This is a genomic window from Rothia mucilaginosa ATCC 25296, from assembly GCF_000175615.1.
Lineage (GTDB): Bacteria > Actinomycetota > Actinomycetes > Actinomycetales > Micrococcaceae > Rothia > Rothia mucilaginosa.
This window is the reverse complement of record NZ_ACVO01000017.1, coordinates 96,821-109,169: the sequence shown is the minus strand read 5'-3', so window position 1 is coordinate 109,169 and position 12,349 is coordinate 96,821. Positions and strand designations below refer to the sequence as shown.

Genomic DNA, 12,349 nt, shown 5'->3' with positions numbered 1-12,349 from the left:
AAGGATGGAGAAAGAACTCTACATCGCCACCAATAACGGTGACATCGGCGGCGGCGAGGTCATGCTTCTGAACATCGCCCGCGCAGCCCGTAGTCTTGGCTACAAGGTCACTATTGTGGGTCCTTCCGAACCGCAGCAGCTTGTAGAAGCTGCTGCGGATGAGGGGTTCCCCCGCATTGTCCTGCCGGCTAAGAACCGTGCACAATACATGGTGGCTCTGCGCAGCTGGCACGCCCGCCACAAGGATGTTCTGCTGTGGTGTAACGGTCTGGTTCCCGCAGCGGCAACGGGCGGTCGTAAGAACCGCATCGTGCACCTGCACCAGCTTCCTACCGGCGTGAACGCGAAGCTCGTACCCTTTGCCCGCCATAAGGCGTCTGTCACCCTGGTCCCGAGCCGCTATGTGGCACGTGCCTGCCCCGGCAGCGAGCTGTTTGCGAACTGGGTCAGCGGCGTGTCCACTGAGCTGGATCACCGTGTGGGGGAGCGCCGACTTCGCGTCGGTTACCTGGGGCGTTTGACTCCGTCTAAGGGCATCGCGACCCTGTGCCAGGCGATGAGTTCCCTGAACGCTAACGGCATTGAATACGACCTGGTGATTGGTGGCGAGCCTGTCTTCGCATCTGATGAAGAACGTGCGGATGTTGAGGATGCGCTAGCTCGTGTTGCTGCCTTCAGCACACGTCTGGGCTGGACTACCCCGGACCGTCTTTTCGGTGATATCGACATGCTCGTTGTACCTTCGATTGCCCCCGAGTCTTTTGGCTTGGTGGTCGCTGAAGCGATGAGTGCACGCGTCCCTGTGATTGTCAGTGACGCTGGTGCTCTGTCGGAGGTGCTGGGCGGCGCATCGTACCCGTACGTTGTGCCTGCTGATCAGCCGGTAGCTCTTGCGCAGGCCATTAAGAGCCTGGGTACTGAGCTTCGAGAAAATACGGATGCCCTGGCGGAGCGAACCTCCGAGCTGTTCTGGCGTTGGCAGGAGAATTACTCGCCTGAAGCAGGTAAGGTCCGTGTTGGTGAGATTCTGGAGCGTTTTATCCGCTAAGGTGCTTCTAACCCTATAGATCATTCCCAACGGATATCCTCTCACTCAAACCCGAAGGAAAATTATGACGACTACCCACCGTTACAAGGCTGCGGTTATCATCCCCTCTCGCGGTGGTGCAGATATTCTGCACTACCCGCTGGATGCGCTTGCCGCCCAGACCGAGAAGGACTTCCAGGTTATCGTGGTCCTCGACGGCGATATTGACAACAGCGAAGCTGTGCTTGACCGCTACATTGCGGAAGGCAAGCTGAACCTGACCAAGATTGTTTTCGAGGAGAACCGCGGTCGTGTGGCAGCGCTGAACGCTGGTCACCGTGCGGCTGATGCGGACATCCTTATCCGCTGCGATGATGATCTGGAACCCGATCCCAACTACGTTGCGAACCACCTCAAGTACCATGAGGCTCCCGGTGAGCACGGCGTAATCGGTATCTACTTGAACCAGTTCCCGGACACTCCCTACTCTCGTGTGTACGGTAACTACCGCGACCAGAAGTTCCGTGAAGCTGCGTACCAAGTTGCGCCTGAGAAGCGCTGGATTTACTGGGCAGGTAATGTGTCTATGTCGAAGAAGCTCTTCGACGAGATTGGTGGCTATGACCCCGCGTACCGTCTCTACGGTTGGGAAGACGTAGACATGGGTTATGAGGTTGCTCAGCACGGTGGCGAAATCCATATTGCCCCTGAGCTGGCGACTAAGCACTACGTGGCTGCTACCACCACTGCTGTGCGTGCCCTGCGCGCCCTGCACTCGGGTTCTGCCCGCACTATCTTCGTGCGTAAGCACGGCGAGGAAGCGCACCCAGCCCCGAACCCGACGGGTGCATGGGGCTTGCTGGTCAAGACCCTCGCTCGTTTCACCACCGAGAAGACCATTAAGGCTCTGGGCGATGCGAGCGATAAGATTCTGCTCAAGCTGCCCGCTAAGGCAGCTGAGAAGCTCGTGGCACTGCAGGTTGAGGCTGCATCTTACGCCGGTATTCGCTATCCTGAGCGTGCTCAGAAAGTTTTCTAGGAGGAAAAGGAAATGTCACTCACTCAGCTCTTGACCTCCGCTCCGTTTACCGGGCCGAAGAACCCCGACGCGGTGCTCGCGGATATCCCGAAGAGCCTCAAGAAGCTTGGCCGCCTGGCGCGCCGTTACGTGCCGCTGGTCAAGCCTGAGGCTACTGAAGAGATCGCGATTGCCCATGACTACCTGACTCAGCGCGGCGGCGCGGAGCGTGTTGTCCTGGCAATGCACCGTGCGTTCCCGGACGCACCGATTTACACGACTCTGTACGACCCGGAGGGCACTTTTCCCGAGTTCAAGGACGCGAAGATTATCACGAGTCCTTTGAACAAGATTGGTTATCTGCGTCGTAACCACCGTATGGCTCTGCCGATTTTGCCGATTGCTTCTTCTTTCTTGAAGGTGCCGGCTGAGCGTGCTGTGGTGTCGACGACTGGTTGGGCGCACGGCTTCAACTTCGCCGGCCGTAAGTTCATCTACTGCCATTCGCCCGCGCGTTGGCTGTACCTGAGCGATCAGTACTTGGGGGAGAAGAGTACCGGCCCCGTACCTCTGCTGCTGAAAACCCTACGTCCTGCACTGATGTTGTGGGATCACTGGGCGGCTCACCGCTCGGCGGTGTATGTGGCGAACGCGAGCGTGATTAAGAAGCGCATCGAGAACGTGTACAGCAAGAAGGACGTTCCAATTTTCTTCCCGCCGCACTCGGTAGACACCACCGCACCGGTTGAGCCTATTCCGGGTCTGGAAGAGTTCACCGAATCGGACGATTATTTCCTGATCGTCTCTCGCCTGCTGCCCTACAAGAATGTTGATAAGGCTGTTGAAGCCTGCAATGAGTTGGGTAAGAAGCTGCTGGTGATTGGCCGCGGTCCGGAGAAGGAACGTCTGGAAGCGCTTGCGGGCCCGACTGTTCGTATTGCTTCGGGTGTTTCGGACGCGCAGCTTCGTTACGCGTACCGTCACTGCCTGGCACTGCTGGCTATCTCGTATGAGGACTTCGGTATTACTCCGCTGGAAGCGGGTGCTAGTGGTAAGGCCGTGATTGCCTACCGTGCGGGCGGCTTCCTGGATACCATTCAGGAAGGCAAGACCGGTATGTTCATCAACCAGCCGACCGTGGAGCAGCTGGTGGAAGCTCTCAAGGCTTTCAACCCGGACGACTGGGATGCCGACTACATCCGTGAGCACGTTGACGGTTTCTCGGAGGCTCGTTTTATCAGCCGTTTGAAGACCTACGTGCAGGCTTTGCCCGAAGACTAAAAGAGCTCGGCTCATAGAAGAAGGCGGGGCCGGTAGAACTATAAAAGTTCTACCGGCCCCGCCTTCTTTATTTATTCTGAGAGCCTTAGCGGGCCTCTAGGAGCCCCTTGGAGAGCAGTTCAGGAATGAAACCCTCAATCTGCGGTCCCATGGTCTCTATGGGCTGTTCATACATTTCGCAGAGCACGTCGATAGCATCCTGCAGAGACATCGGGTCCTCAAAAATACTCCAAATAATGGAGGCAGAATCCTGAAGAACAGACAGCTCACCGTTGGCAAGATTCGCGAGATAAGTTGCCGTGGGGGAGTACTTAGCGAACTCTTCAGAATGAACATACGCGATGTTCTCGGGGATACCGTAGACGGTCTGAGGGGAATCTACCGGATTTCTCATTTCTTCACCTTGATTCCGAAACGTTCAAAGAACTTGGCGTACACCTCCGCGCGGGTGGGGGTGTGCCCCAGCTGCATGGCGAGGTGGTCCTTGTTCACAAGGAAAATATTTTTGAGGGTGCGCAGCTTATCGCGCAGGGTGGTTGCTGACTGCAGGCGTCCAATCCACTGAATATAGTGGGGGACATCCTGCGAGACCGACAGCCACAGCAGGTAGTCGCGGTCGCCACGATACTGCTCCAAGCCGCCCATGGCCGCGCTATATGCGAGGGAGGAGTCAAGTTCTTCCGCGCGGGCTCGCAGACGCTCCCAATCACTGTAGGAGAGCAGAGAGACCAAGTAGTTAATATCAGCGCTGTAGCGTGACGCTGCGCGGGCACGGTGAAGTACCACGAGAAGACGCGCATCCAGATCGCTGGGTACAGTGCAGGGACGGTGAGCGATCATACGGGTCTTACGCGCTGCCCAGATACGGTCAAACGCCTTCTCATAGTCGCCGTGGCGTCCTAGACCGGGGAAGAAACGATGAATATCAGTCAGACCCCACGAAGCGTGGTAGAGCGTCATTGCATGCTCGAAGACAGAGCCTGTTTCGAAGTGGGCTTGGATACGCCATCCATCTGCCAGAAGGATCTCTACAAAGCGGTCCACGTGAGAGGGACGGACGAGCAGGTCGGCATCGGAGCTGTACCTGCCCTTGCGGTAAATTTCCTGGGAGAAAGCGTAGCCTTTGACATGCAGAATATCGATGGAATGCATGTCGGCAATCCGCTGGAAGTAGGCGTGCGCAAGCCGAATCCGTGCCGCAAGAGGAGTGGTCTGCGGCTCCGGGGTATTGGGTGAGTGAGTGGTCACAATAGCCTTTCGGTGCACATGTATACCAGATAAGTATAAGGCGGGATGGGCAGAAAATACTGCCCATCCCGCCCTAAGTCGCTCCCTATGATTTAGGGCGCTAATTACGTTATTACTTCTTAGCCGAGGACTTCTTCGACGACTTCTTGTCGCCGTCCTTGCCGTAACCGTAGTAGGTGGAGTAACCGACGTACGAGCTTGCGTAACCGAAGCCGTAGTAGGAGTTACCCAGGCCCTTACGGGGTGCACGGTTCAGAACCATACCGAAGAGGTTAGCGTTGACCTTCTTCAGGGTGCTTGCAGCCTCAGTCATCTGCTCACGGTGGCTTCGACCGATAGAACCAACGAGGATTACGCCATCCACCGAGTGGGAGAGCAGCGAAGCATCGGTCACGGGCAGCAGCGGCGGAACGTCGACGACCACGATGAACTCTTCGGAGAGCTCGTTAATCAGCTGGCGCATCTTATCCGAGCCCAGAAGCTCGGAGGGGTTCGGGGGGATGCGGCCTGCGGGCAGGACGAAGAGGTTCGAATCGCCCAGCTGGTGTACAGCGTTAGCAATCTCAACCTGGCCAGCCAGAACCTGGGTCAGACCAACCTTAGCGTCGAGCTTCAGCTTCTTAGCCACGGTCGGGCGGCGGAGGTCGGCGTCAATGAGGATGACGGGCGAACCTGCGTCAGCCATTGCACGAGCCAGCGACAGCGACACGGTCGACTTACCTTCACCGGGCACCGCGGAGGTGACGATGAACGAACGAGGGGGAGTGTCAACGTTCACGAAGCGCAGGTTGGTACGCAGCTGACGGATGGACTCCTGAGCGATGTGGTCGTCGGTGTCACCGTTAACGATGTTCTCTTCGCTCAGGTCATCACTGACGGGTAGAACACCCAGGATGCTTGCGCCGGTTGCCTTGGTAGCGTCGTCACGGGTGCGGATGCGCTGATCCAGCGCGCGGCGCAGGAAGATAGCCAGGTACACCAGCGCCAGGCCAGCAACGGCACCAACGAGTACGTTCTGCTGGTAGTTCGGAGCCACCAGCGGCGGGTTCACGCTTGCGTTGTTCAGCGGAATCACACGGACGGTGTTGTTGGTGGTGGGGGATGCGCCAGTGTTTTCTCCGTTCACCAGTGCCTGAGCGTTACCGGGGTTCTGCTCAATTTCCTTAATGTAGTCGGCGGTAGCCTGCAGTGCACCGTTAGCGAGCAGCTGTGCGTTCTTCGGGGAAGAAGCCTGCGCGCTCACAGTAATCAGTGCAGCATTGTCACCTGCGGTTGCGGTGAGGCTAGAACGAATCTGACCAGTGGTCAGGGACAGCTCGGGGGTGTTCTGCTTAATCTTCTGCGCCACGGCCTCAGAGGAGACGATAGCTGCGTAGGAGCGAGCGCGTTCCTTAGCGGCTGTAGAGCCCGAGAGAACATCCACCGTACCGGACTCGCCCACGGTCACGTAGCCCGAGGACGATGCAGCGTAGACCTTCGGCTGGAGAGAGGCATAGCCGAAGCCCGCTGCGGCACCGACAACGATGCCAATAATCAGCAGCCAGAGGTTAGCCCTCGTGGTGCGGAAAAATTCCAAAATGGTCATGGTAGTGAGAATACTCCAGAAAGTTTGAGTTAGTGTACCTGTAACGTGGAGTGTTGTTGCAGGCGGTGAAGGGATACGGAAATCCCCTGGCGTTTATTAGCGGAGCAATCCGAGCAGGTAGCTACCGTAACCGCTCTTGACGAGGGGGGTAGCGATGTCGCGCAACTGCTCATCGGAGAGCCAACCGTGGCGCCACGCAATTTCCTCCGGGCAACCAACCGACAGACCCTGACGGCTCTGAACAGTGCGGATGAAGTTAGTGGCATCAGCGAGTGAATCAAAGGTTCCGGTGTCGAGCCACGCGGTACCGCGAGGCAGAACCTCAACCTTCAGTTTACCCTGTTCCAGGTAGACGCGGTTGAGGTCAGTGATTTCCAACTCACCGCGCGGGGAGGGCTTGATCTGGCGTGCATACTCTACAACCTTCGAGTCGTAGAAGTACAGACCCGGAATAGCGTAGTCGCTCTTGGGGTTTTCAGGCTTCTCTTCGATGGACAGCGCGTTGAAGTCCTCGTCGAACTCCACCACACCGTAGGCGCGAGGGTCAGCAACCCGGTAAGCGAAGACGGTTGCGCCGTCCTTCTGCTCGTAGGTGGCAAGCTGAGTACCCAGGCCAGGACCGTAGAAGATATTGTCGCCGAGCACGAGTGCCACGGGGTCGTTGCCAATAAAGTCTGCGCCCAGAATGAATGCCTGTGCCAGGCCATCCGGAGAAGGCTGCACCTTGTATTCGAGATTAATACCGAAACGGGAACCGTCACCGAGCAGCCGCTGGAACTGCTCCTGATCGGTAGGAGTGGTAATAATCAAAATATCGCGGATACCCGCCAGCATGAGAGTGGACAGCGGGTAGTAAATCATCGGCTTGTCATAGACCGGAGTGAGCTGCTTGCTAATACCCTGAGTGATAGGGTGCAAACGGCTTCCGGTACCGCCGGCAAGAATAATTCCCTTCATAACATCTTATTGTGTCATGTTTATCTCGTTGTCGAGGCATAAAAATCACCATTTAGGTGGGTAAAATATACCGTATGGCTCACATTCTTGTTACCGGCGGTGCCGGTTTTATTGGTTCGAACTTTGTTCACCACCTCATCGATAACACTGATCACACTATTACTGTGCTGGATAAGATGACCTATGCCGCAAATGCTGCGTCTTTGGAAGGTCTTCCCGAATCCCGCTTCAAGCTCGTCGTAGGCGACATCGCTGACCGCGAGCTGGCCGACGAACTGGTCGGCAAGGCAGACGCTGTTGTCCACTACGCTGCGGAATCGCACAACGACAACTCCCTGTCCAACCCCGAACCGTTCATCCACACTAACCTCATCGGTACTTTCAGTCTTCTGGAAGCAGTCCGTAAGCACGGCACTCGCTACCACCACATCTCCACCGACGAGGTCTTCGGCGACCTCGAGCTGGACGATCCGGCAAAGTTCACCGAAACCACCCCCTACAACCCCTCTTCCCCTTACTCCTCCACCAAGGCAGGTTCTGACCTGCTCGTGCGCGCATGGGTCCGCTCCTTCGGTATTGAAGCAACCATCTCTAACTGCTCCAACAACTACGGCCCCTACCAGCACATCGAGAAGTTCATTCCCCGCCAGATCACTAACATCCTCTCGGGTCTGACCCCGAAGCTGTACGGCGAGGGCCTGAACGTTCGTGACTGGATTCACGCATCCGACCACTCTTCTGCTGTGTTGCGCATCCTGGAGCAGGGCAAGATTGGTGAAACCTACCTCATCGGTGCAGACGGCGAAGAGAACAACATCACCGTTCTGCGCACCATCCTGCGTCTGATGGGCAAGGACGAGAACGACTTCGAGCACGTGGTTGACCGCCCCGGTCACGACCTGCGCTACGCAATCGACGGTAGCCGCCTGCGTGCAGAGCTCGGCTGGGAGCCGAAGTTCACCGACTTCGAATCCGGTCTTGCCGACACCATTAAGTGGTACACCGACAACCGCGGCTGGTGGGAGCCCCTGAAGGCTGAGGTTGAGGCGAAGTACGCAAAGGCTGGCCAGTAATGACCAAGGAATTGAAGGTTACTGAAACCGAGATTCCCGGCCTGCTCATCATTGACCTGCCGGTTCACGGCGATAACCGCGGCTGGTTCAAGGAAAATTGGCAGCGCGAGAAGATGGTCGCAGCCGGTCTGCCCGACTTCAACCCGGTGCAGAACAACATCTCGTTCAATGCTTCGGTAGGTACCACCCGCGGTATCCACGCCGAGCCGTGGGATAAGTACGTTTCTGTTGCGACCGGCCGTATCTTCGGCGCGTGGGTTGACCTGCGTGCCGGCGAGTCCTTCGGTAAGGTCGTCACCGTGGAGCTGGGCCCGGACACCGCAATCTTCGTGCCCCGCGGCGTGGGTAACTCCTTCCAGACCCTGGAAGAGAACACCGCCTACACCTACCTGGTGAACGACCACTGGTCGGCGGATGCAGTATCCGGCTACAGCTTCCTGAACCTTGCCGATGAGACCGTCGCAATCGACTGGCCTATCGACCTGGCGAAGGCAGAGCTCTCCGAGAAGGACCGTAACCACCCGCGTCTGAACGAGATCAAGCCCCTGGAAGCCGACCCGATCCTGATCATTGGCGCGGGCGGTCAGCTCGGCACCGAGCTGGTTCGCCAGCTCACCGAGCAGAACGTGCCCTTCCTGGCTGTGGATCGCGACCGCCTCGACCTGGGCAAGCCCGAGCAGTGGCGCGACGCATTCCGCTGGCGCTCCTTCCGCGCGGTCATCAACGCTGCAGCATACACCGCAGTGGATCAGGCAGAAACCCCCGAAGGTCGCCGTGAAGCCTGGGCAGCTAACGCCCTGGGTGTGAGCGCTCTTGCCTCCATCTGTGAAGAAGCTAACCTGCCGCTGGTTCACGTATCCACCGACTACGTCTTTGACGGCTCCCTGCCCCTGGGCGAGGAATACCCGGAGGATCACCCCCTGGCACCGCTGAGCGTCTACGGCGCATCCAAGGCTGCTGGTGAGGTTGCCGCTGCCGCATGGCGCAAGCACTACACCCTGCGCACCAGCTGGGTTGTTGGTGCCGGCAAGAACTTCGTGGGCACCATGGCATCTCTGGCTGAGCGCGGCATCGACCCGTCCGTGGTCGCCGACCAGTGGGGTCGCCCGACCTTCACCCAGGACCTGGCAGCAGCTGCCCTGCACCTGCTCTTCTCCGGCGCTGAATACGGCACCTACAACGTGTCGAACACCGGTGAGGTCATCAACTGGGCACAGTTCGCTCGTGCAGTGTACGAGGGCACCGGCCACGACCCGGCACGCGTCAGCGACACCACCACCGAGGAATACTTCGCCAACGCTGAGCTCTTCGCTCACCGTCCGACGAACTCGGCAATGGACCTGTCCAAGCTGATTGCTACGGGCTTCACCCCGCGCGATCACCGCGTCGCATTGGAGAGCTATCTGAAGCAGTAAATACAGAATGCTCACTGATTATCCCCTCAAATTCAAGAGTATTAGTTATGTCTTGTGGACTCGGTAAGCGATACGCTCTGAATTTAAGAGGGTTTAAGTAATAGAGTGTATGAATATTGATTTATGTAGATAAAAGTTCGCAAAATACATAAATTGTTGATTTAAAGTAATCTAATACCTGTACAAGTGTATTCAATCATGGTGGAGGAGACTATGGCTGTTGATAGTCTGGGTGAGATTGTTTTTGTTGACCCCGGAAATGCTTTTGAAGATTCTGCTGGTTTTTATATCTATGAACGTAGCTTCTTGGGATATAAAGCGTATAAGGATTTTCTTGAAAAAAACTATCCTGAGGTAAAATGTAGCGTGGTTACTGAAGGAGGTGTTATTGATTTTAAAAAATGCCCAAATCCTTCGACCTGTAGGAGAATCTCAAAGGATGAGATCAATCTTAGAAAGGAATCTGCAGATGAGTATCTGCAGAACGTCAAGGGTAATGTTGTCGCCCTAGTTCTTGGTAAAAAGGGTGCAGAGCGTTTCCTGTCCATGCCTTGTAAGGTTGTCTATATCGCCGAAGTCACGCGACGGATTCGTTACGCTATCTTCCATGCGGAATCATCGCGAAATGGAAAGATTGGAGTGGTGGATACTCTTCGGGCATACCTTGGTTTCTGGAAGGGAGAACTTGCGACCCGAAAAATGATGCGTAAATCTGCGGGGATTCAGTGCAATGGTCCTGCGGCATTTGAATCATATGGCAACCTTTCCAGGAACTCATTCTTGTATTTTGATCATCGAGTTGAAACCGTTGCTAAAAAGAAAGATTTTAATAAACTTCCGAAGTCAATTGCATTTTCGGGGAATATGTCTCCATTGAAGGGGTCGAAGTATATAGCCGATATATCATGGGCTGTATATAACCTTAATCCTGAAATTGTTTTCTATCTCATTGGAGATGGGGTGGATAGACAGGATATTCTTGAAAAGGGAGCTCCTAATATTGTGTATAAAGGTTTTATGTCCTATAAGGATGAATGGGAGCCTTTTGTTCGAGAGAATATTGATTTGATGGTTATGCCTCATCTGCAGGGTGACCCCTCGATGACATATTATGAAACCCTTGGACAGGGAGTTCCCATTATTGGATTCTCGAATGAAACGCTAGACTTTCTGGTCTCTCAAAAAATGGCTTGGTCTGTTCCTCAGGGCGATGTTCAGCAACTAGCCCGGAAGATTGATGGGATTCTTCGCGCTCCTGGTGAATTGGCGGCTGCCTCAGCGCGGGCTCGTAGATTTATGACTGAGAATTTGTATTCCCAGGTACTTGCTCGAAGGATTGATCACCTTGTATCGATTCTGAAAGCGAACGCCTCCTAGAGTCAGCGGTCCAAGGTTCGTACTCTATGGTTAGTATCGCCGCGAGGGGGAGTGGACGTCCGCTGCTCTCTTGGGTGCTCATGTTGATGCGATTCAGCATAAAAGGCGTGAAAAATGCCATATCACAGGTTCCCGGCCCTTGAAGAAGAGCCGGGAACCTGTACAATATTGTCTTGGCCAAGGCGAGGGCCACCGTAAACGCGGTGAGCCGTTATCGACGAGGTGGCGTACGGATTCTTCATCCGCGTCGTTTCTCTTGGCGCGTTATGTACAAACTACAGAAATGGAGAACCCCATGGCTGAAATCAAGATTGTTGCAGAGCCCCGCGTTGACTTCGGTAAGGGCTACGCACGCCGTGCACGCGTTGCAGGCAAGATTCCCGCTGTCATCTACGGCAACGGCGCAGAGCCCAAGCACGTAACCCTGCCCGGTCACGAGACCACCCTGGCAGTTCGTCAGGCAGACGCAGTGCTGGCTATCGAGGTTGAGGGTGAGACCATCAAGGCTCGCGTTCAGGACATCCAGCGCCACCCCATCCGCCCCGAACTGCAGCACATTGACCTGGTGTTCGTTGCGTAAGTAGCGGATTTCAACGCTTATAAACCGGCATAAGCCGGGCTGGGAACGGCCCGCATCCTCACACGAGGTGCGGGCCGTTTGCATACCCTGCAGGCGCAGGGGCAGTCCCTTTGAACTCAGAAAGGTACACGAAGAGATGTCTGATACGTGGCTCATCGTGGGTCTAGGAAACCCCGGCCCCAACTACGCTAAAACCCGCCACAATATTGGCCAGATGGTTCTGGACGAACTCGCCAAGGAAGTGGGCGGCAGCTTCAAGAAGCATTCCAAGGCCTCCGCGGTTGTGGTGGAGGGGCGCCTCGGCTTCGGCGGCCCCAAGGCCGTTCTCATGAAGTCCCTCGGCTACATGAACACCTCAGGCGGCCCGGTCAGCGCCATCGCCAAGTTCTACGGTATTGACCCCGACCACATCATCGTTGTGCACGATGAACTCGATATCCCCTTCGACACCATTAAACTCAAGATTGGTGGGGGAGAAGGCGGCCATAACGGTCTGCGCGATATCACCAAGGCACTGGGCACCAAAGACTACTACCGTGTGCGCACCGGCATCGGTCGACCTCCCGGACGCATGGACACCGCAGACTTCGTGCTCAAGCCCTTCAGCAGCACCGAAGCGAAGGACCTGCCCTTCCTCATCTCGAACGCTGCAGACGCAACCATGATGCTCGTGAAGGAAGGCCTGCTGGCAACCCAGCAGCGCTACCACGGCGCAGGCTCCTAAGCATAAGACCGCACTGGGCATGCGCTGAACTGGGCAATGCATGGTGTGGGTCGATGCGTGAACT

Annotated in this window: 12 protein-coding genes; 8 read left to right on the top strand and 4 right to left on the bottom strand. The window is 56.2% G+C overall.

Going from position 1 to position 12,349, the window contains the following annotated elements:
- Positions 1 to 4 precede the first annotated feature (4 nt).
- The 3 genes from ROTMU0001_RS06925 to ROTMU0001_RS06915 all read left to right on the top strand — a co-directional run bounded on the left by ROTMU0001_RS06925 (position 5) and on the right by ROTMU0001_RS06915 (position 3,326).
- Positions 5 to 1,048 (top strand): glycosyltransferase family 4 protein, encoded by a 1,044-nt coding sequence (locus ROTMU0001_RS06925; RefSeq protein WP_005508901.1) that lies wholly within the window; start codon positions 5 to 7, stop codon positions 1,046 to 1,048.
- 64 nt (positions 1,049 to 1,112) lie between these two features.
- Complete coding sequence (locus tag ROTMU0001_RS06920; protein WP_005508900.1) at positions 1,113 to 2,066, top strand: glycosyltransferase family 2 protein; 954 nt, start codon at positions 1,113 to 1,115, stop codon at positions 2,064 to 2,066.
- Positions 2,067 to 2,078: 12 nt separating this feature from the next.
- Complete coding sequence (locus ROTMU0001_RS06915; protein ID WP_044142834.1) at positions 2,079 to 3,326, top strand: glycosyltransferase; 1,248 nt, start codon at positions 2,079 to 2,081, stop codon at positions 3,324 to 3,326.
- An 85-nt stretch (positions 3,327 to 3,411) separates the two neighbouring features.
- Here ROTMU0001_RS06915 and ROTMU0001_RS06910 read toward each other — a convergent pair whose 3' ends face one another.
- From ROTMU0001_RS06910 to rfbA, 4 genes are all read right to left on the bottom strand, one after another.
- Positions 3,412 to 3,720: a PqqD family protein gene (locus tag ROTMU0001_RS06910; protein WP_005508898.1), complete on the bottom strand. Its 309-nt coding sequence runs from the start codon at positions 3,718 to 3,720 to the stop codon at positions 3,412 to 3,414.
- A complete protein-coding gene (locus ROTMU0001_RS06905) occupies positions 3,717 to 4,574 on the bottom strand; it encodes a nucleotidyltransferase family protein (RefSeq protein ID WP_044143501.1) in 858 nt (285 codons plus the stop codon). Before ROTMU0001_RS06905 ends, ROTMU0001_RS06910 begins: the two co-directional genes overlap by 4 nt.
- Positions 4,575 to 4,686: 112 nt before the next feature.
- A complete protein-coding gene (locus ROTMU0001_RS06900; RefSeq protein ID WP_005508896.1) occupies positions 4,687 to 6,159 on the bottom strand; it encodes a tyrosine-protein kinase domain-containing protein in 1,473 nt (490 codons plus the stop codon).
- Positions 6,160 to 6,255: 96 nt separating this feature from the next.
- Positions 6,256 to 7,116 (bottom strand): glucose-1-phosphate thymidylyltransferase RfbA, encoded by an 861-nt coding sequence (gene rfbA, locus ROTMU0001_RS06895; RefSeq protein ID WP_005508895.1) that lies wholly within the window; start codon positions 7,114 to 7,116, stop codon positions 6,256 to 6,258.
- Positions 7,117 to 7,190: 74 nt separating this feature from the next.
- On the opposite strand from rfbA, the gene rfbB reads away from it, so the two are divergent.
- The 5 genes from rfbB (at position 7,191) to pth (ending at position 12,285) form a co-directional block, all read left to right on the top strand.
- Positions 7,191 to 8,189 (top strand): dTDP-glucose 4,6-dehydratase, encoded by a 999-nt coding sequence (gene rfbB / locus ROTMU0001_RS06890; RefSeq protein ID WP_044142793.1) that lies wholly within the window; start codon positions 7,191 to 7,193, stop codon positions 8,187 to 8,189.
- Positions 8,189 to 9,604: a dTDP-4-dehydrorhamnose reductase gene (gene rfbD / locus ROTMU0001_RS06885; RefSeq protein WP_005508893.1), complete on the top strand. Its 1,416-nt coding sequence runs from the start codon at positions 8,189 to 8,191 to the stop codon at positions 9,602 to 9,604. The genes rfbB and rfbD overlap by 1 nt, the downstream gene beginning before the upstream one ends.
- 213 nt (positions 9,605 to 9,817) lie before the next feature.
- Positions 9,818 to 10,981, top strand: a complete 1,164-nt coding sequence (locus ROTMU0001_RS06880) for a glycosyltransferase (RefSeq protein WP_005508892.1) — start codon at positions 9,818 to 9,820, stop codon at positions 10,979 to 10,981.
- Positions 10,982 to 11,276: 295 nt separating this feature from the next.
- Entirely contained in the window at positions 11,277 to 11,561 is a 285-nt protein-coding gene (locus ROTMU0001_RS06875; protein ID WP_005508891.1) for a 50S ribosomal protein L25, read from the top strand.
- A gap of 136 nt (positions 11,562 to 11,697) precedes the next feature.
- Positions 11,698 to 12,285, top strand: a complete 588-nt coding sequence (gene pth, locus ROTMU0001_RS06870) for an aminoacyl-tRNA hydrolase (protein ID WP_005508890.1) — start codon at positions 11,698 to 11,700, stop codon at positions 12,283 to 12,285.
- Positions 12,286 to 12,349: the final 64 nt, after the last annotated feature.

Excerpts from the sequence above, each read along its gene's own strand:
- ROTMU0001_RS06925 (WP_005508901.1), top strand. The coding sequence starts at position 5 with ATGGAGAAAGAACTCTACATCGCCACCAATAACGGTGACATCGGCGGC.
- ROTMU0001_RS06920 (WP_005508900.1), top strand. The coding sequence starts at position 1,113 with ATGACGACTACCCACCGTTACAAGGCTGCGGTTATCATCCCCTCTCGC.
- ROTMU0001_RS06915 (WP_044142834.1), top strand. The coding sequence starts at position 2,079 with ATGTCACTCACTCAGCTCTTGACCTCCGCTCCGTTTACCGGGCCGAAG.
- ROTMU0001_RS06910 (WP_005508898.1), bottom strand. The coding sequence starts at position 3,720 with ATGAGAAATCCGGTAGATTCCCCTCAGACCGTCTACGGTATCCCCGAG.
- ROTMU0001_RS06900 (WP_005508896.1), bottom strand. The coding sequence starts at position 6,159 with ATGACCATTTTGGAATTTTTCCGCACCACGAGGGCTAACCTCTGGCTG.
- rfbA (WP_005508895.1), bottom strand. The coding sequence starts at position 7,116 with ATGAAGGGAATTATTCTTGCCGGCGGTACCGGAAGCCGTTTGCACCCT.
- rfbB (WP_044142793.1), top strand. The coding sequence starts at position 7,191 with ATGGCTCACATTCTTGTTACCGGCGGTGCCGGTTTTATTGGTTCGAAC.
- rfbD (WP_005508893.1), top strand. The coding sequence starts at position 8,189 with ATGACCAAGGAATTGAAGGTTACTGAAACCGAGATTCCCGGCCTGCTC.
- ROTMU0001_RS06880 (WP_005508892.1), top strand. The coding sequence starts at position 9,818 with ATGGCTGTTGATAGTCTGGGTGAGATTGTTTTTGTTGACCCCGGAAAT.
- ROTMU0001_RS06875 (WP_005508891.1), top strand. The coding sequence starts at position 11,277 with ATGGCTGAAATCAAGATTGTTGCAGAGCCCCGCGTTGACTTCGGTAAG.
- pth (WP_005508890.1), top strand. The coding sequence starts at position 11,698 with ATGTCTGATACGTGGCTCATCGTGGGTCTAGGAAACCCCGGCCCCAAC.